Annotated in this window: 19 protein-coding genes and 1 tRNA gene; 16 read left to right on the top strand and 4 right to left on the bottom strand. The window is 22.2% G+C overall.

The features are described from left to right. Nucleotides 1-195: 195 nt before the first annotated feature. From AWT72_RS04705 to ruvC, 4 genes are read right to left on the bottom strand one after another with little or no spacing between them, the layout of a single operon-like run. Nucleotides 196-669, bottom strand: coding sequence for a TlpA family protein disulfide reductase (locus AWT72_RS04705; protein WP_067141573.1), 474 nt, complete (start codon nucleotides 667-669; stop codon nucleotides 196-198). 22 nt (nucleotides 670-691) lie between these two features. Next, nucleotides 692-2,569, bottom strand: a complete 1,878-nt coding sequence (metG, locus tag AWT72_RS04700) for a methionine--tRNA ligase (RefSeq protein ID WP_067141571.1) — start codon at nucleotides 2,567-2,569, stop codon at nucleotides 692-694. 8 nt (nucleotides 2,570-2,577) lie between these two features. Continuing rightward, nucleotides 2,578-3,030 carry a tRNA (cytidine(34)-2'-O)-methyltransferase gene (locus AWT72_RS04695; RefSeq protein ID WP_067141568.1) on the bottom strand — a complete coding sequence of 151 codons (453 nt, stop codon included), beginning with the start codon at nucleotides 3,028-3,030 and terminating at the stop codon, nucleotides 2,578-2,580. An 11-nt stretch (nucleotides 3,031-3,041) separates the two neighbouring features. Next, complete coding sequence (ruvC, locus tag AWT72_RS04690) at nucleotides 3,042-3,605, bottom strand: crossover junction endodeoxyribonuclease RuvC (RefSeq protein ID WP_067141566.1); 564 nt, start codon at nucleotides 3,603-3,605, stop codon at nucleotides 3,042-3,044. Nucleotides 3,606-3,732: 127 nt separating this feature from the next. On the opposite strand from ruvC, the gene AWT72_RS04685 reads away from it, so the two are divergent. The 16 genes from AWT72_RS04685 to AWT72_RS04610 form a co-directional block, all read left to right on the top strand. Continuing rightward, nucleotides 3,733-4,182, top strand: a complete 450-nt coding sequence (locus tag AWT72_RS04685) for a MarR family transcriptional regulator (RefSeq protein WP_067141563.1) — start codon at nucleotides 3,733-3,735, stop codon at nucleotides 4,180-4,182. A gap of 99 nt (nucleotides 4,183-4,281) precedes the next feature. Then, nucleotides 4,282-6,756: an AMP-binding protein gene (locus AWT72_RS04680; protein ID WP_067141560.1), complete on the top strand. Its 2,475-nt coding sequence runs from the start codon at nucleotides 4,282-4,284 to the stop codon at nucleotides 6,754-6,756. Then, a complete protein-coding gene (locus tag AWT72_RS04675) occupies nucleotides 6,753-7,436 on the top strand; it encodes a 5'-methylthioadenosine/adenosylhomocysteine nucleosidase (protein WP_067141557.1) in 684 nt (227 codons plus the stop codon). Before AWT72_RS04680 ends, AWT72_RS04675 begins: the two co-directional genes overlap by 4 nt. After that, nucleotides 7,436-8,035, top strand: coding sequence for a hypothetical protein (locus tag AWT72_RS09475; protein WP_067141554.1), 600 nt, complete (start codon nucleotides 7,436-7,438; stop codon nucleotides 8,033-8,035). The genes AWT72_RS04675 and AWT72_RS09475 overlap by 1 nt, the downstream gene beginning before the upstream one ends. 29 nt (nucleotides 8,036-8,064) lie before the next feature. Beyond that, a tRNA-Arg gene (locus AWT72_RS04665) sits at nucleotides 8,065-8,141 on the top strand. Nucleotides 8,142-8,178: 37 nt separating this feature from the next. Then, nucleotides 8,179-8,817 carry a JAB domain-containing protein gene (locus tag AWT72_RS04660; protein WP_067141551.1) on the top strand — a complete coding sequence of 213 codons (639 nt, stop codon included), beginning with the start codon at nucleotides 8,179-8,181 and terminating at the stop codon, nucleotides 8,815-8,817. Beyond that, complete coding sequence (ricT, locus tag AWT72_RS04655; protein WP_067141548.1) at nucleotides 8,814-9,323, top strand: regulatory iron-sulfur-containing complex subunit RicT; 510 nt, start codon at nucleotides 8,814-8,816, stop codon at nucleotides 9,321-9,323. Before AWT72_RS04660 ends, ricT begins: the two co-directional genes overlap by 4 nt. A gap of 65 nt (nucleotides 9,324-9,388) precedes the next feature. Further along, nucleotides 9,389-9,961, top strand: a complete 573-nt coding sequence (locus AWT72_RS04650) for a methyltransferase (protein ID WP_067141545.1) — start codon at nucleotides 9,389-9,391, stop codon at nucleotides 9,959-9,961. 191 nt (nucleotides 9,962-10,152) lie between these two features. Then, nucleotides 10,153-12,297, top strand: a complete 2,145-nt coding sequence (locus AWT72_RS04645) for a transcriptional regulator (RefSeq protein WP_067141542.1) — start codon at nucleotides 10,153-10,155, stop codon at nucleotides 12,295-12,297. 12 nt (nucleotides 12,298-12,309) lie between these two features. Next, on the top strand, nucleotides 12,310-12,729 hold the full coding sequence (locus AWT72_RS04640; protein ID WP_067141539.1) for a membrane-associated protease 1: 420 nt from the start codon (nucleotides 12,310-12,312) through the stop codon (nucleotides 12,727-12,729). After that, on the top strand, nucleotides 12,719-13,510 hold the full coding sequence (locus AWT72_RS04635; RefSeq protein WP_067141536.1) for a hypothetical protein: 792 nt from the start codon (nucleotides 12,719-12,721) through the stop codon (nucleotides 13,508-13,510). Before AWT72_RS04640 ends, AWT72_RS04635 begins: the two co-directional genes overlap by 11 nt. Further along, the gene (locus AWT72_RS04630) at nucleotides 13,455-14,129 is read left to right on the top strand and encodes an FHA domain-containing protein (protein WP_197407612.1); all 675 of its coding nucleotides are present in this window, start codon (nucleotides 13,455-13,457) and stop codon (nucleotides 14,127-14,129) included. Before AWT72_RS04635 ends, AWT72_RS04630 begins: the two co-directional genes overlap by 56 nt. Before the next feature lie 7 nt (nucleotides 14,130-14,136). Further along, complete coding sequence (locus AWT72_RS04625; RefSeq protein WP_067141530.1) at nucleotides 14,137-14,631, top strand: FHA domain-containing protein; 495 nt, start codon at nucleotides 14,137-14,139, stop codon at nucleotides 14,629-14,631. Further along, nucleotides 14,624-16,504: a hypothetical protein gene (locus AWT72_RS04620; protein ID WP_067141526.1), complete on the top strand. Its 1,881-nt coding sequence runs from the start codon at nucleotides 14,624-14,626 to the stop codon at nucleotides 16,502-16,504. The genes AWT72_RS04625 and AWT72_RS04620 overlap by 8 nt, the downstream gene beginning before the upstream one ends. A 4-nt stretch (nucleotides 16,505-16,508) precedes the next feature. After that, nucleotides 16,509-17,081, top strand: coding sequence for a lipopolysaccharide kinase InaA family protein (locus AWT72_RS04615; protein ID WP_067141523.1), 573 nt, complete (start codon nucleotides 16,509-16,511; stop codon nucleotides 17,079-17,081). Continuing rightward, nucleotides 17,059-19,143: hypothetical protein (locus AWT72_RS04610; RefSeq protein WP_082680544.1), on the top strand; the 2,085-nt coding region annotated here is incomplete at its 3' end. The genes AWT72_RS04615 and AWT72_RS04610, both read left to right, overlap by 23 nt.

Genomic DNA, 19,143 nt, shown 5'->3' with positions numbered 1-19,143 from the left:
ATTTCAAATTTATCTTTAATTATATTTTCATTAAAATTATATTTAGAAGAACTTTTATTAGTATCTAATTTACATTTATTTTCACAATTTTTGTCATTTGCTAAATTTATTAAAGGGAAAAATCCAACAAGAATTGTTATAATTATCTTTTTCAAAGTTGGCCTCCTTTACATTAATTACTACATTAAAATTTATTTATTTTTTTAAATTTCTATCTATTTCTTTCTTATTTTTTTCATAAAAATTATTTACATTAAATAATTCATCTATTTGAGTAAGGTTAATTCCATTTTTAGTATCCTTAATTTCAAATATAGTAGGGTAATATTGTATATTTAAGGCATTCATATATATTTTTCCTTCATCATAATAAATAGGGAAAGTATATTTATTTTTCTTGAAATAGTCTAAAATTTCTTCTTTTGAATTATCATTACTTATAAATACAATTATATTAAAGTTATTTGGGTACTTTTCATATATTTCTTGGAAATGTTTATACTCAGCTTTACAGTGTCCACACCATAATGCAGTATATGCAATATATTTATTATCACTAAAAGCCTTTTTAGAGATAGTATTAAATTTATAGCTAGCGTTATTATTAGTCTTAGCTAAAGACATAAACGGTAAAATTGACATAATTAATGTTAAAATTATTTTTTTCATATTTTTCTCCTTTATTTTATTATTATTTTATTTTGGTACCTATTTTTATACTATTATCAACTTCTATTAATTTTATTTTCTTCTTTTCAGTAGTTGTAAGTAGCATTGCTTGTGAAATATAATTAGATATTTCAACTGGATTTAAATTAACAATAGCTAGAACTTTTTTAGCAACTAATTCATCTAAATTATCGTAATATTTTGCTATTCCTGATATAACCTGTCTTTTTTCTTTTGAAGTAGAAATTATAATTCTAAGCAAATTTTTTGAATCTTTAATTTTTTCTGCTTTTAATATTTCTACAACTTCTATATTTAATTTTGAAAAATCTTCTATACTTGCTGGATTTGTTATTACTAAATCTTCTTTGAATTCTGTTTCTAGTTTTTCTATTCTAGGAAATATAGGGTATGAAACATTTAGTTTAGTATTATTTTTAAATTTACCTATATTATATATATTTGCATTAGTTACATTTTCATCTAATCCCATTTGGTCTAATATCTTTTGACTGCTTTCAACTAATACTGGTGATACTAAATAAGCAATATTTCTTAACATATCAAATAGTGTATACATAACCACTCTTAATCTATCTAGCTTATTTTCTTTATGTAGTATCCAAGGCATAGTTTCATCGATATATTTATTCATTCTAGATATTAATATCCATATTTCTTTTAAACTATCTGAAAAATTACATTCTTGTAATTTAGAATATACATTTTTAACAGTATTGTCATATAGTTCATAAACTTCTTTTTCAATATCAGTAAGATTATTTTCTTCTATAATTATATCACCAAAATATTTTCTTTGCATACCAATAGTTCTATTAAGTAAATTCCCTAAATCGTTAGCTAAATCTGAATTTATTCTTTGTATCATAGAATCAGTAGAATAATCAGCATCTGAGCCAAAAGTAGATTCTCTTAATAGGAAGTATCTAAATGGGTCTAGTCCATACTTTTGAATTTCTGTAATAGGGTCAACTACATTACCTAATGACTTACTCATTTTTTCTCCATTTACTGTCCACCAACCGTGTGCTGCAATGTGTTCAGGTAATTTTATACCTGCTGACATAAGCATAGCAGGCCATATCATAGCATGAAATCTTAAAATGTCTTTTCCTAAAAAATGATAAATTTCTCCATTATTCCATATATTATTAAATTTTTCTTCATCTAAATAATTTGCACCAGTTAAATATGAATTAAGAGCGTCAAACCAAACATATATGACATGTTTATCATCAATTTCTAATGGTATACCCCAATTAAAGGTTGTTCTTGATATAGATAAGTCTTGTAATCCTTGATTTATAAATGAAACTAATTCATTTTTTCTGTGTTTAGGGATTATAAAGTTTTCATGTTCATCATAGTATTTTAATAATTTATCAGCATATTTCGATAATCTGAAAAAATATGAAGGTTCTGAAACTTCTATAACTTCTTTTCCTAAATATTTACCATCTACTAATTGGCTATCTGTTACAAATGTTTCTTCTGACACACAGTATTTACCTTTATACTCTCCTAAATATATGTCGCCATTATCATATACTTTTTTTATTATTTCTTTTACTGTATCTAAATGTCTATTTGAAGTAGTTCTTATGTAATCATCATTTGATATTTTTAATTCTTTCCACAAAGAAGTAAAGTTTTCGTTCATTTTATCAACCCACTCTTGTGGTGTGAAATTATTTTTTTCTGCTGCTTCTTGTATCTTTTGTCCATGTTCATCTAAACCAGTTGTAAATATAACATTATTACCGTATAGTCTTTCATATCTTGCAAGTGTATCACATATTATTGTTGTGTATGCAGTACCAATATGCGGTTTAGCATTTGGGTAATATATGGGTGTTGTTATATATTTTGTTTTTTTCATCATTCCTCCTAAAAATTAAAATTATTTTGTCTTAATGCTTCATATAGTACTATTGCTGCTGAATTTGATAAATTAAGGGATCTCCCTAACTCTAACATAGGTATAGTTATACATTTATCTTTATTATTAAATAATATATTTTCGGGTATACCTCTAGATTCTGGTCCAAACATAATAAAATCATTTTCATTAAATTTTATATCACTATATTTTTGTTTTGTTTTAGTTGTAGCATAATATATTGTAGCATTTTTATTTTCTTTTATAAATTCATCGTAGTTTTCCCATATAAATAATTTTACATTTTCCCAGTAGTCAAGTCCTGCTCTTTTAACTGCTTTTTCATCTATGTCAAATCCTAAAGGCTTAATTAAATGTAATTCAGTATTAGTTAAAACACAACTTCTTCCTATATTTCCTGTGTTATATGGTATTTCTGGTTCGTATAGAACTATTTTCATATTGTCATTCCTCATTTCTTAAATAATTTTCTAAATTCAGATGCACTCATTTTATTACCAGTTTTAATATTAGATTTTTTTATATGAATTTTATCTAATTTAGGTATATTTTTTGAATTTATATGTGTTATTGCTATTGCAATAGCATCAGCTGCATCATCTGGTGTAGGTATTTCATCTAATTTTAAAATTATTTTAATCATTTCTTGTATTTGTTTTTTTGTTGCACGTCCATAAGAACATACCCCCATTTTAACTTGTAAAGGTGTATAATCAAAAATGTCTAAACCATTTTTTCTTGCGACTAAATTTATTACTCCCCTTGCTTGGCTAACTTTTATAACAGTTTTTTGATTTTTGAAAAAATATAAGTCTTCTATTGCCATTTCCATGGGTTTATATAGTTTAATAATAGTATCTAAACCATCATAAATTTCTTCTAATCTTCTTGGCATAGGAGTATCTTTGTCAGTATATATACAGCCATAATCAATAAGATTATATTGCCCTTTTTCAATATCTATTATAGAGTATCCAACTATTGCAGTACCAGGGTCTATACCTAATATTCTCATTATTATTCCTCTTTTCTATAATATTATATCAATTATGGGCAAATTATTCAATTATTAGTTGCTTTTTTTATACAATAATGATATTATATCTTTGTTCACATTGTGAACATTAAAGGTGAGGTGTTTTATGGAAAAAATTAATAAAAGTGAAGAATTGCTATATGCATGGGTAAAACTTTCGACAATAATAAAGAATAACAGAATAACAAAAGGACTTATGTACAATGAAGCAATAATAATGTTAATTGTCTATAATAAGTATAGAGAAGACAAAAATTCAGTTGTATCAATTAAAGAAATAATCGCAGAAACTAAAATGTTGAAGTCTCTAGTAAATAGAACAGTCAATTCATTAGAAAAGAAATCACTTTTAACTAAATGTGAAGTAGGTAAAGATAAAAGAATGGTTTATGTAAAATGTGTTGAGGAAAATTTAAAGATATTTCTTGAAGTACACAATACTTCTTTAAATATAGTTAATCAGATTATTAAGGTTATAGGTATGGAAAAAGCCAACTCATTTATTGACATGGTTAAATGCATTGCTAAAAATAATTTTTCTTTACCTAAAAATTAGTATATTATTGTATATTATTAAAATAAATTTTTGTTTTGCATATTAAATGTAAAAATGATATACTAATTTTAAATAAGAGATAATAAAATAGGAGATAATATGTTTTTAAAAAAATCAGATAAATTAGCCATTGTTGATTTCGATGGAAGAAATATAAATTATAATGAAATGGTAGATAGTATAAAATACTTATCAAGAAAAATATTTAAAAATATTAATGAAAAAGAAAAAGTACTTATAGTATCAGAAAATAGAATAGGATGGATATATTCTTTTTTTGCAATATGGGATAGAAATTCTGTGGCAATACCAGTAGATGCATTATGTACTTCAGAAGAATTAGAGTATTTTTTTAAAGATTCTTCTGCTAAATACGTAGTAGTTAGTAGTCAAACAGTAGAAGCGGTAAAAGAAGCAATAAAAAATGCCAATTTAGAAATTGAAGTATATAATTTAGATGAAATCAAAATTGAAAAATTAGAAGATGATAAAGAACTAATTCACCCAGTAAATGATGAGTTAGCAGTTATGGTTTACACTTCTGGGACTACTGGTAGTCCTAAGGGTGTAATGCTTAGTTTTAATAATTTATATCATGAAATGAAAGCAATAAATAGTTTGGTAACATTAGAAGAAACAGAACAAATATTAGCAATATTACCTTTCCATCATATATTACCATTAATGTCAACTTGTATATACTTTTTCTACTATGAGCAATCATATTCAGTAGTTTTAGTACCTAAGTTAACTAGTCAAGAAATATTAAGATGCTTAAAAGAAAATAGAGTTACAATATTATCAAGTGTACCAAGATTATATAAATTATTTTATAAAGGCATAAATGATAAGATAAATGCAAAGTTCATAACAAGAGCATTATTTGCATTAGCTAAAAAAATTAATAATAAGAAATTTTCAAAAATATTATTTAAAAAGGTGCATGAAACTTTTGGTGGACATTTAAGAACTATAGTCGCTGGTGGAGCAAAATCAGATGTAGAAATGATAAATTTTTATAACACATTAGGTTTTGATTATTGTGAAGGGTATGGTTTATCAGAAACATCACCTGTATTTGCAGGTTCAGTACCAAGACACTACAAAGCGGGTACAGTAGGATTACCAGCTTCAAATGCACAAATTAAATTAGTAGATAAGGAAATATGGGTTAAAGGACCTATGGTAATGTTAGGTTACTATAATAAGCCTGAAAAAACAAAGGAAGTTTTAACAGAAGATGGTTGGTTTAAAACAGGTGATTTAGGTGAATTTGATGAAGATGGTTATTTAACTCTTATAGGTCGTGCTAATGCGATGATAGTTTTATCAAACGGTAAAAATATTGACCCATTAAAATTAGAAGATAAATTAATTGAAAAATCTGATAATTTAATATCTGAAGTTGGGATATTTGGTAAAAATGATAAATTATCTGCATTAATAGTGCCTAATTTTGAATATATTAGACAACAAAAAATAGGAAATATTACAACTTACATAAGAGACGTAGTGCAAGTGTATAATACAGATGTACATAATTATGAAAAGATTTTAGATTATAAGATAATAGAAAATGAATTACCTAAAACTAGGGTTGGAAAAGTTAAAAGATTTATGCTACCTGAAATATTTGGTGGTAAAGTAGAAAAGAAAAAAGTAGAAAAAGAACCAAATACAGAAGAATATATTACATTAAAAGAATATATTAAAAATCTAAAAGGTTTAGATGAAGTAAGTCCAGTAGAGAATTTTGAATTAGAATTAGGTTTAGACTCATTAGACTTAGTAGAATTTACAACATATTTAGAAAAAAGCTATAATTTAAAATTAGATGAAGAAATTTTCACTAAATGCTATAATTTAGAATTATTATCAGATTATATTCATCAAAATTCTAGTGGATACACAAAAATTGATATTAAATTAGATGAAATAATAAAAAATGCAAAAGTTACTAATGTTAAAACGGGTTATTTACAATATATATTAAGACCAATAGCATATGTAATAGCAAAACTTTACTTTAGATTAAGTATAAATGGTAAAAATAAGATTGAAGATAAGCCTACTATATTTATAGCAAACCATGAAAGTTTTATAGATGCACCAGTATTTACATTATTATTACCGTTTGCTATACAAAAGAAGACATATTATTTAGGATTAGAAAAATATTTTTCAAAAGGTATTATGAAACATATTGGACTTCATGGAAATATAGTTAAAATAAATATAGAAAAAAATATTAAAGAAAGTGTAGAAAAAGTAGCAGGAATATTAAAACAAGGTAAAAATGTATTTATATTCCCAGAAGGTTCAAGAACAAAAGATGGAAGTATACAAGAATTCAAAAAAATATTTGCAATACTTGCAAAAGAATTAGATATTGAAATACAATGTCTTGGTATAGATGGTGCATATGAAGCATATTCAAGATTTATGAAGTTGCCTAAACCTAAAAAAATATCTGTTTCTGTGTTAGATAGAATTAGTCCAACAAATAAAACATATGAACAAATAGTTAATGAATGTAGAGAAGTATACATAAAATACAAGGAGAATAAAAAGTGATAGGTATAATAGGTGCAATGGATTCTGAAGTATCAGTAATAGTTTCAGAAATGACAAATGTAACTGTGGAGAATCTAGCAAGTTTAACATTCTATAAAGGAACTTGTAATAATAAAGAAATAGTAATTGTAAAATCAGGTATAGGTATGGTAAATGCGAGTATTGCAACCACTTTATTATATGAAAGATTTAAGGTAGAAAAAATAATATTTTCAGGTGTAGCAGGTTCAACTGTTAAAGATATTAAAGCATTAGATATAGTAATTGGAAACTCTTTTGTTGAATATATGTTTGACGTAACATTATCTGGAAAATATGTTAAAGGACAAATTGCTGGAACAAGTAAGCGAGATATAGATCCTAGTTATGATTTATTGGAAATAACAAAAGATATTAAATTAAATGTTAATATACATTATGGTAGAATAGCAAGTGCAGACGTATTTGTTAATGACTATGATGAAAAAATAAGAATAAAAAATGAATTTGATGCAGTAGCAGTTGATATGGAAAGTGCAGCAGTAGCACAAACTTGTACAGTTTTAAAAATTCCATATTTAATAATTAGATCTATCTCAGATTCATTAGGAGATAATTCCAATATAGAGTTTTCAAAGTTTGAAAATTTAGCAAGTATTAATTCAAAAGAATTTTTATTAAAATTATTGAAGAGGTTATAATGAAAAGTGGTAAAAAAATATTGTTAATATTAGAAACGATTTTATTTGTATTTGCTGTATATTATAGTTACAATAAATATGTTTATTATGTTAACATAACTAATATAAAAACAAGTAATGTAGTTAAAGATTTTAATATAAGAAGTTTTGATTTCTACACTAAGAAACGAATTGAAAATTCAAATTTAGACGAAGTAGTTAAAAATGAAGTAATTGAAAATGAAATTCAAGAAAATATTGAAAAAACAGAAGTTAATAATATAGAAGAAAATGTAGAAGAAAAAGCAGTTGAAAAAGAAATAAAAAATGAAGTTATAGAAGTTACAGATAAAAAAGTAACTGAGCCAAAAATAAAAAAAGAAAAAACAGAAGTAACTAAGACAGATGAAAAGAAAAAAGAAGTAGAAAAAACTCCTGCTAAAACTACAACGAAAAAAACAGTAACTAAATCTAAAACTACTGCTAAAGCTAAAAAAGAAAAAAAAGCTCCAGTAAAAAAAGTTAAAACTAAGCCAAAAGTAGTTAAAAAAGAAAAAAAATCTAATAAAGATTTAGAAAAAATAGAAGAGATATTAAATAAAACTAATGATAGACAATAAGCTAAATTTATGCTAAAATGCCTAAGTGTGCACCCATAATTCAATTGGATAGAAGTTTTGTCTTCGAAACAAAAAGTTAGAGGTTCGAGCCCTCTTGGGTGCCCCATTCTTTGCTTCAATCAAGGATAAAGGAAGGGGAACACATGAATATAAAGGAAAAATATATAAATTATGGCTACAAAAATTTAAATAGTAGAGAATTTTTAGAACTACTTTTATATCTTTCTGGTTATAAAGATATTGAGAAAAAATCAGATACTTTAATTAAATATTATGGAAGTATTGATAAAATATTACAAGATAAGGACAATATTTCTAAAAAATTAAATGATAAATTTATAATTTTAGCAAGTTTAATAAATGAATATTCAAAAGAATATATTCATAGTAAAGTGAAAAATTGTGAATACTCTTTAAAAAGTTCTAATTTAGTTGTTGAATTTCTAAGAAGAAATTTAGCATATAATAAAATTGAAAGATTTGATATATTATTTTTAACTAATGGAAATCAATATATAACATATAAAAACATATCAAAAGGGACATTAGATAAAACATATGTATTTATAAGAAATATATTAATACAGGTATTGTCATGTAATGCTAAAAATGTAATTATAGCACATAATCATCCATCAGGTATGTTAGAGCCATCATTTGAAGATAAAAAAATTACACAAAAAATTTATAATGCTTTAGAGCTATTTGATATAATTTTGCTAGACCATATAATAGTCAGCAGAGAAGGATATTTTAGTTTTGCTGAAAGGGGATTGATTTGAAAATATTAAGTATAAAATTTAGAAAAACTAAAAAAGTTTACCCATTTATAGTACAAGATGAAGCTAAATACAATAAAGGAGATCATGTTATAGTTGAAACTATAAGAGGAGATCAGATAGGAACTGTAATATCAAAAAAAGACTTCCTTGAAACTAAGGAAGATAATGAAGATATTAAAATTAGAGAAGTTAAGCGTAAACTTAATGAAAAAGAAATAGAAAGTTTAGTAGAACTTGATAAAAAAGCAGATGATGCATATTTTAAATGTAAAAAAATTGTAAAAGAAGTTTTACCAGAAATGAATTTAGTTATTGGAGAATATACATTTAATGAAGAAAAATTAATATTTTATTTCACAGCTAATGATAGATTAGATTTTAGAGAATTAGTAAGACAAGTTAATAAAGCCTTTAATAGAAGAGTAGAATTTTATCAAATAAAACCTAATGATGAAGGTAGAATATTAAATGTTTTTGGAAGATATGGAAAAGAACTATTTTGGTAATAGCCACGCTTTGTGGTTATTTTTTTTAAAGGGTATATTTAAAGAGTACATTTTAAGGGGTGTATATGTATATAGAAAATATAGATAAAAAACAAATAAAGATAAATAAATGTTTTAAAATAACTGATGATGCAATATTACTAGCTAAATATATATTAGAAGATGATATTAATGGAAATACTGCCTTAGAAATAGGTGCAGGTTCTGGTTATATATCATTAAAATTGGAAAATAAATTTAAAAATATTATAGCATTAGAAATACAAAAATTAGCATATGATAATTTAAAAGAAAACTTAGTTAAAAATGAAATTAGTAATATAAAAGTACTAAATGAAGACGTAAAAAAACATTGTGGAATATATGATATAATATATTCTAATCCACCGTATTATAAATTAAATTCAGGTAAATTACCTGATGATAACATTAAATTATTTTCAAAATTTGAAGCAAAATTAACATTAAAAGAATTGGTAGAAAATACATATAGGTTATTGAAAAAAGGTGGATTATTTTACTATATTTATCCACTAAATAGATTAAAAGAATTAGAAAAAGAAATAGTAAAAAATAATATGAATATTGTAGATATTCAAGAAATAAATAATAGAATTATACTTAAAGGCAAAAAATAATTTGCTTTTTTTTATGTAAAAATTAAATTATCTAAATTAAATAAAAATTTTCTAGTAATAGTAATATATAGTGCAAAAAAATTAAATCTAAATTAACCATCATAAAATAGATAGGAAAAATTGAATTTTATCTTCCTAAATTGAAAATAAAAAACTATAATTATAACAGATTGAAGCAAAGAGGAGGGAAAATGGATAAAATAAATCAAACTAATAGAACAATACTATTTGAAACTATAAATCCATCTAAGCATAATATACTGACTTTAATAGGAGATACAAATAATATAACTAGTTTAGAAGATGATAAAATAAAAGAAATAAATGAAAATCTATTAGTTTCTAGTTTTGAAGAATTTTTAGATAAATTTGAACCAACTATATATAGTTACTATGATGCAGATAAACTAGATATATGTTATAGTTTAGAAAAACCTAATTTACCTGATGAAGTAATAACGGTTATCAAACTAAATAAAGAAAATACTTTTTTGAATATGCTATTATCTTTAATTGATATGAGAAATAGTAATAAGGTAAAAAATATTAATTTTAATTATGAAGATATATTAGAATATTTATCGCCTAAAAAAGTAATTGAAAACTTGAAACAATTAAGACGAGAAATAGCCTACTTATATGAAAAATACCATATATTAGATGAAAAAAATCCGCTTAAATTTGAGATAGGAGATAAATTAAATTATAAGTTTGAACAAGCATCTAAAAATTATAATAATGTTTTAGCAATGTTACCACTTGCCATAAATGATATAGAAACTAGATTAATGCTAGATGATGGTAAAAAAAGTAAAAATAGAATTGATAAGATAAAGACAGGAATTTTAACTATTGGTAGCGAAGGAAACATAGAAGTATTAGCAATAAATTCACCAACAAACACATTACAAATCGAACAAAACTTAGACAATTCACAAAATCAACTTTCACAAATTTTCATTGAAGATTATAAACAAATAACAAATACTCCAAATGATTATGTAGCAAGTCTTGTAGCAAGATCTTTTGCACCTATAAGCACTAATTTGCAAGAAATTGATATAGAAAAAGAAGTTGTAAATTATAATAATTATTTGGATCTATATAAAAAATCACAGGAAAATTTCATAGAAATTTCAAAGGAATTAATAAAAAAAATACTAGGAGTTAAACTATTTTTTGACCAATATGACGTCAAATCAAAACAGATGACACCTAAATTATTAATTACCAATATTTCTACCGATTTATTATTAAATCCAAAAAATAAAACAGTATTTAAAGTATATTTGAATACTGTTAATAATAAAAATGATTTTAGTAATACAGTATGGTTTGCTATATTTCCAAATGTTGGATTAGATTTTAATATAGATATTAAAAATATAAGAAAAAGATTTAATGGCAGAAATTTAGAAGATGATGAAAAAAATAAATTTAATACTTTAATTAATTTAGCAAATACATTAAGTGAGTATAAAATACAGATATTTTTTAATTTTGAAGCCAATGATAAAACAGATTTTAAGAGTTTAGCATTAGGTGGTATAGAAGAATACATTGAAAAAACAAAGGTTTTAGAAAATCAAGAATATTCAGAGTATTTAATTCCAGTATTACCTAATTTTACACTGATACCAATGAATAGATCAAAAGTAAGTATAGGAAATAATATAGAAGCAGATAGTCAAAATATAAGTAAACAAGATGAAGTTTTCTTTTATATCAATGGAATACATATAGATGCAAGTTATATAGCTGCTGGCATAGTTGCAGCTTATCAGTGTCCTAATTATTTAAAACAAAGATTTAAAGATGCAATAATAAATAATCCTGGTGTAAGAGTAAATATAGAGGCAGGAGAGAATAATTTTAATATAAAAACTACGCTTGCAAAAGAAATATCAGGGTATACACAGGATTTGAAAAATAAAATAAATGAATTAAGTTATGGGTTTGTATTTACATCAGATAATGCAGTATATAATAACAAAATAATAGATAATATTTTAGTATATAAGGCAAGAAATATGAGTAAAAATAAAAACTCTAATTATGAACCTATTTATAAAACACTAACTTCAAACTATATAGAGCGTATTTTAAGATATGATACTTCAGATTTTAAGGAAGAAAGATTAAATTATTTTTTTAGCAGTGCACCTGATAGTACAAAATCTATGTGGTTAAAAAATAATAATGTTATTAACTCTATATTAAGGTTAGAAGATGATATGACATATGAAATAGATGCAAATTCAAACACCTTTAGCTTAAATTTAAAGCTATCTGGCGATACAAGGCACCTTAAATTAATTATAAATTCTAAAGAGTAGGGGGGTGAAATAATGGGAATAAAAGTAAATATTACAGGTAAAAATGATGAAATTATTTTAGAAAAAGATAGTATTAGTTCAATAAAATATATTTCTGATACACCAAATGATTCTAATGCAAGAGCAACAGATTTAAATGTATGCCTTGAAATTACAGGTAAAATAATGAGTCAAACAGAAGATATTACTAAAAAATTAAGTTTTTGGTCATTAGTACCATCAGAATCTGATGATGCTTATAGAAAATTAATATTAGAAGTAATATCAGCAGGAGTTGTAATAAGAAAAATAACTATGCCAACAGCTTTTGTAATAGATTATGAGGAAAATTTTGATATACAAAATGGAACTGGAAAATTTAAAATGTTAATAAAGCAAAAAAAAGAAAAAATAGAAAATATTGTGATAGAAGGTGGATATAATGCAAGCTAGTTTATCTTTAAAAATACCAAAATATCAAAAGTATGGATTACTTACAAGTGAATCACTTAATATATTAAGTTTTAATTTTATTGACTATATTAACAATGAATATATAAATTCAGCGGATGGAATAATAACTGGATTAGATATTAGTTATAACGCACAAAATAATACTTTTAACATTTCTAAAGGCATATTAAAATACAATAATAAAATATATTGGTTAAATGATGAAATAAGTATAAAAAGATCTGAAAAAGAAGGAAGATATAATCTAATTTTAGAAATAAATGAAGAAGATGATGATAAATATTACATTAAAAATTTAAATTTTAAATTTATAATGTTAGAAGAATACAAAAATGAATATATACTTTTTAGCATAATATTAAGAAATGGTGCTGATATATATAATGAAAACAATATTTTTAATGAATATAGACAAGAATATAATGTCATAGACTTAACAAATCAAAAATATAGTTGTAAATATAGCCAATACCAAACAATAAGTCCTATATTATTAAAAAAATGGGCTAAATTATTAGCAAGTAAAACTAAAATAGATAATGTAGATTTAAATATAATTTTTCTATGTTTAAATTCAGTAGTAAGCAGAGAATGTTTAATTGAATATATAAGAATGAAATTAAATATAGAAGTTAATGTAGAAATAAGCAATGAGAAAATATTAAAAAACTTATCAGATATATTAACTAATAATGTTATCAGAAATGAAGAAAATAAAAATGATGATAAAAAAGATATTAGCAATTTCTTTGTATCTTAAAAATAAGATAATAAGAAGTAAAAAAATTAAAAGTACACAAAGACTTAGATATATAGAAAAAGAATACATAATTTTTTTAGTAATGCTATTAATGGTTATATTCTACTACATATTTTTTAAAAGCAAAACACAATCTCTTATATTATTATCTTTACTTTTAAGTATATATTCAAGCATTAATATATTTCTAAAAAAGCATCTCACTTATCAATACATAGATGAAAAATTTGATTTAGAAAAATCTATAAATGAAAAGAAAAAAAATGAAATGTTAAAAAAACAAAATAGTATAAATAGAATAATAATAATTGATAATAATGGTAAAGAAATAGATATAATAAATGTTAATAAAGAAAAATATATAATAGGAAGAAAAACAAAAAATAACAACATAGATATAGATTTATCAAATTATAAAAATGCTGAATTAATAAGTAAGATACATGCAAGCATATTTAAAAAAAATGAATATTGGTATGTAAGAGATGAAAAATCCAAAAATGGAACATATATTTTAAAAACAAATAATAGAAAATTTTTACTAAAAGATAGTGAAGAAATAATTAATGTAGGAGATATGATAGAAATCAATAATAAAATAAGATTACTTGTAAATTAGGAGAGTTATGCAATTAGAAAGATGCGAAAAAGGACATATATTTAATGTGTTAAAAGATAAAACTTGTCCATATTGTATATTATCAAAAGAAGAAAATAAATATGATATGGAAAATGATACAGTTATAAAAACATTGGCATATATAGAAGAAAATGTAGACCCAGTAGTTGCTTGGTTAGTATGTATTGAGGGTGCAGAGAGGGGGAAAGAATACAGATTAAAAGATGGAAGAAACTTTGTAGGAAGTAGTCCAAATATGGATGTGTGTATATTAGGTGATGATAAAATAGCAAAAGAAAATCATTTTTCAATAAGTTATAATAATAAACAAAGAATTTTTGTAATATCACCTGGTTCTAGTGGAAATATAATATATGTTGATAAGAAAGCACTATATGAAACTAAAACAATAGAAAATTTTAGTTTAATAGAAGTATGTGATACCAAATTGGTTTTGATACAATTTTGTGGAGATAATTTTAGTTGGGAAAACAATGAATAAAAATTTTAATACGGAATTTATGAATTCTAAAAAAACATATTTTGGTTATCTTGAATCTAATAATATTATTTTATGGGTATTTATTCAAGATGAAGATAATACAGATGAGACATTAATATCAAAAATTACCAGTGAATTTGTTGTAAAAAGATTTTTAATAGAAAGTGAATATAGTTTTTCAAATTTAAAAAGAATAATATCTGTAACTGATAAAATGTTAAAAGAACAAAAACAAAAAAATATAGATTTGAAATATTCTAGTTGCTCTATATTATTACTATTATCAAATAAATCTAGTATAATAACAGCATCTAGTGGAAATATATTAATGAGCATAGTAAGAGATGAAAATGTTATTGAAAGAACAAGATTAGATAATGTTGCATATGAATTATTTGAAAAAAAAGAAATAGAATTTGATGAAATTTCAAAAAATAAATATAGATATGATTTAACTAATTGTTTGGGGGGCTTGAATCAATTAAGTATAAATCTAATGGGAGAGTTTGATATAAAATCAAATGATAAAATAATAATTCAAGGAATAAAATCTTGGGAAACTAATGACTTAAAATTAAAAAATGACACAGCAATAATAACTGTAAAAAACATCGCTGAAAAGCAAAATCAAATCAATAAAAATAAATACAATTCGTTTTTAATAATTTTCTTGGTCGTCTTATCTCTAATAATGTTTTATCTGTTAAATTCATATAGAATAAATAGTTATTTTAATAAAATAGATACTATAAATAAAAATATAAAAGCATACAAAAAAATAAATTCAATTCAAAATATCAAAAAAGAAATAATAGAATTAGAAAATTTGTATAGAAAATTATATCATGAAAAACTATTATTTATACCAAAAAAATTTCAAATCAAATATAGTGAAGATAAATCAAATATAGTTAATTTAAAAAATGAAATAAATAAAGTAGAAGAAATAAAAAAAAGTATAAATAATGCAAAAAAACATATAAATATGAATGAGTATATTGAAGCAAAAAGAATATATGAAAGTCTAAATAATGTTGATATTCCTTATTTAAAAGAAGAAATTAGTGCAGGTTTAAATATTTGTAATGAATTATTAAATATTGAAAATCAAGAAAAAGAAGCTGATAAATTATATGGAAATAAGGAGTATAAAAAAGCATTAAACATATACGAAAACATTGTTAAAATCTACAATAAATATTCAAAAAGTCAATATATAAAAGATGTTTTACTAGGAAAAATAACTACTTCTAAAGAAGAAATTTCAAAAATGTATGATATTGTAAACGAAATAATAAGCAATACAAATAATATTAAATCAGATAATTTAGTAGAAGTTATGGAAAAATATAAGGAGGCCTTGATTATTTCTACTAGTTTAGAAGATGAAAATTTAATATCAAAGATAGAATATGAGTTAAAAAATATAGAGGAAGAAATAAATTTTGAAAAAACTAAAGCAATAAGTTTAAGAGAAGAAAGTTTAACATATATGCAGTCTAAAAACTATCGTGCAAGTTTAGAAAGTTTAATAGATTCAAGTACAAGTTTTAGAAAAATAGGATTAAAAAAAGAAATAGATATAAATAATAAAACAATTAGAAAAATAAAGTCAATTTTGCGATCTAAGAGATCTGTTTCAAAGGTTAAAGCACACGAAAAGAAAGTTGATAAGACTGAAATATTAAGAAGTATATATCTTAGTATTGAAAAAGGTGATGAATTAATGAAACTTAATGATTTCAAATCAGCTTTGGAGGAATATAAAAGAGCACTTTTATTTTCTAAAAAAGTAAAAGTTGAGGAAGAAATTTTAGACAAAGTTAAAAATAAAATATCTTATGCTTTAAAAAAAATGAAACCAACTTGGTGATTATATGAATGTAATTATAAATAATAGTTATGTAATACAAACAAATAAAATAATATATGAAAAAGAATATATTATTAAAGAATATAACTGTAAGAATTATAAATTTATAAAAAAAGTTTTTGAAAATGAAATAGAAATAAACAAAAAGTTGATACAGACAAAATTTGATTTTTTCCCAAAATTATTTTTAATAAAAAAATCTAATGATATAGTAAGGCTATATTTTAAGCGTATAAATGCCATATGTTTTTATAAAATAAATAAAGCAAAGCAGCTTTTTATTTTTAGAAAGCTGCTTTATATAATTAGAGATTTACATAGCATGGGAATAATACATAATGATATAAATTTAAGTAATATATTAGTTGATAAAGATAATAAAGTTTACCTTATCGATTATAGTTTGTCATCAAAATTAACTGAAAAAAATTACATTAATGACATAAGAGCATTAGAATATATTTTGAAAAAAATTTTAAATAATGAAAATATAGTATTTAGTGAAAAAAGTGAAGAAAATATAGCACAATTTATCATATATTGGAGTGAAAAATATGAGCCTTTATTCAAAAAATGAATTAATTTTGAAAAGCAGAGATGAGTTATATAAAATTGCTTTAAAAGAAAAATTAATAGATATATTAAAATCAGATAAAAATAAAAAACAACTTATAGATTTAATTTTAAAATATAGAAAAGATTATAAAGAAAACTCTATTAAAGAATATAGTGAAATAGGATTTATTAAAATTCAAGAAATTATAGATAAAAAATTAGTAATATATAATAAAAAAGAAAATGATATAGAAGTTCCTAGAAGTTTTAAATTATATAAAAATGTTAGGATAATAAAACAAGATAATTATTTTATATTAATTGAAAAAGATTTAGATATAGATACTAATATAGTTTTATTGTGTGGAAAAAATAAATATATTTATTCTATACTAAATTTAGAACTAGATGATAAATATATTGATAATAGATATAATAGGTTTTATATTAGATTTAGTGTAGATAGATTTACAGATAATTTTAATAATGAAGAAAATATTTCATTAATATTTTTTAATACATATAATACTAGTTTAATATATAGTATATATAATGAAGAATATTTAGAAGTTATCCCTGATAAATTTTTAGCATACATAGTTGGAATAGCTGAATTTGAATATTTAGAATTAGATAAAACATTAGAAACTTGCCCTATAATTTTTTCTGAAAATAAAGTTATATGTAAATATTTTGAATATGATTTTAACATGTATATATCAAGTATAAAAAATAAGAATATAGATATATATTTTTTTGATGATGCATTAAATGAATTAAGTAGTAAAAATTACTATATTAATGCCACATATATAAATAATATAGATTATTTATTAAAAAATTGTGAAGAAAAAATATATATTTATGATAAGTATTTAAATTTTATACAAATTTCTAAAAAAAGATTATTAGAAATATTTTTTAATTATTTAAAAGAATTGATTGTCAGTTATAGTAAGAAAAAATATCTTTCATACTATATTTTAGGTATAGATTATGAACAAAATGATATGTTAAAACTTGATATATGTAAAATCTTTAATTATAAATTAATAAAAAATAGAATAAAAAAAATCGATAAGAAGTATAAGTCTAATTATTATTTAATAGTAAATACAGAAAATGATAAAATAAAAATTACAACTAATAATTATAATATAACAGAAAAAGATATTAATTATGAAATTGTATTAAATACTCATATAAATACTGAGATAAATTTATCTAAAAAAATAATAGTTAACAAAATATTTTATATGCTAAAATTTAAAATGTCTCAAATTGAATACTTAAATTTTAGTGAAAAAGAATTAATAAATAAGATAAATAATAGTGAGTATAAAAATATAATTGAAGATATAGAAAAAAAATATATAAAAGTGGAAAAAGCATTTAAAACAGATTATTTAAAATATAAAACGAGTATAAATAAAGAGTATATAAACAGTTATAGAAATTATTTAATATTAAATAAAATAAGTGAGTACATTTTTAATAATTATGTTAATAAAAATGAAAGTTATGTAATTAAAATTAATGATATAGTAAAAAAATTAGATTTAGAAATAGATATACAAATAGAAAATATTGAAGTTAGAAAAGAAGAAATTGATTTAATATTTATACTAGAAATATATAATTTTTTATATAATTATTTTAAAAAAATTAAGATTATAGACATATTAGAAAAATATGATGGTATATGTCTTTGTGGAGTATTAGTTAAAACTAATATTTTTTATAATTTATTAAAAGAATTTATACCAGGTAATTTAATACAATTTGATAATGATATACAAAAAAGTTATAAGTTCTTATTAGATGCTAGTTATAAATTTGATAAAGATATAAATTTAGGTAGAATAAAATTTATTTCTAATTATACAAAGCAAAAAGAAAAAGTAAGAGTATATATAAAGAATTTTAAAAATGAATATATTTTAATACTAGATAGTGTAAATAAAGATTTTGGTTATATAGACAAAATAAATAATGTTATTAATATAGAAATTAGAATAGAGTATATTGATAGAAATGAAAATAAAGAGTTTTACTATAATTTAAACAGAAAATATATAGAAAAA

The sequence above is a fragment of the Oceanivirga salmonicida genome (assembly GCF_001517915.1).
GTDB classification, from domain to species: domain Bacteria; phylum Fusobacteriota; class Fusobacteriia; order Fusobacteriales; family Leptotrichiaceae; genus Oceanivirga; species Oceanivirga salmonicida.
The sequence above is the reverse complement of the archived record's forward strand: the minus strand, read 5'-3'. Positions and strand labels throughout refer to the sequence as shown.

Bases quoted from the DNA above. Each gene is read 5' to 3' on its own strand.
- AWT72_RS04705 (WP_067141573.1), bottom strand. From the start codon at position 669: ATGAAAAAAATAATTTTAACATTAATTATGTCAATTTTACCGTTTATG.
- metG (WP_067141571.1), bottom strand. From the start codon at position 2,569: ATGAAAAAAACAAAATATATAACAACACCCATATATTACCCAAATGCT.
- AWT72_RS04695 (WP_067141568.1), bottom strand. From the start codon at position 3,030: ATGAAAATAGTTCTATACGAACCAGAAATACCATATAACACAGGAAAT.
- ruvC (WP_067141566.1), bottom strand. From the start codon at position 3,605: ATGAGAATATTAGGTATAGACCCTGGTACTGCAATAGTTGGATACTCT.
- AWT72_RS04685 (WP_067141563.1), top strand. From the start codon at position 3,733: ATGGAAAAAATTAATAAAAGTGAAGAATTGCTATATGCATGGGTAAAA.
- AWT72_RS04680 (WP_067141560.1), top strand. From the start codon at position 4,282: ATGTTTTTAAAAAAATCAGATAAATTAGCCATTGTTGATTTCGATGGA.
- AWT72_RS09475 (WP_067141554.1), top strand. From the start codon at position 7,436: ATGAAAAGTGGTAAAAAAATATTGTTAATATTAGAAACGATTTTATTT.
- AWT72_RS04660 (WP_067141551.1), top strand. From the start codon at position 8,179: ATGAATATAAAGGAAAAATATATAAATTATGGCTACAAAAATTTAAAT.
- AWT72_RS04650 (WP_067141545.1), top strand. From the start codon at position 9,389: ATGTATATAGAAAATATAGATAAAAAACAAATAAAGATAAATAAATGT.
- AWT72_RS04645 (WP_067141542.1), top strand. From the start codon at position 10,153: ATGGATAAAATAAATCAAACTAATAGAACAATACTATTTGAAACTATA.
- AWT72_RS04640 (WP_067141539.1), top strand. From the start codon at position 12,310: ATGGGAATAAAAGTAAATATTACAGGTAAAAATGATGAAATTATTTTA.
- AWT72_RS04635 (WP_067141536.1), top strand. From the start codon at position 12,719: ATGCAAGCTAGTTTATCTTTAAAAATACCAAAATATCAAAAGTATGGA.
- AWT72_RS04630 (WP_197407612.1), top strand. From the start codon at position 13,455: ATGAAGAAAATAAAAATGATGATAAAAAAGATATTAGCAATTTCTTTG.
- AWT72_RS04625 (WP_067141530.1), top strand. From the start codon at position 14,137: ATGCAATTAGAAAGATGCGAAAAAGGACATATATTTAATGTGTTAAAA.
- AWT72_RS04620 (WP_067141526.1), top strand. From the start codon at position 14,624: ATGAATAAAAATTTTAATACGGAATTTATGAATTCTAAAAAAACATAT.
- AWT72_RS04615 (WP_067141523.1), top strand. From the start codon at position 16,509: ATGAATGTAATTATAAATAATAGTTATGTAATACAAACAAATAAAATA.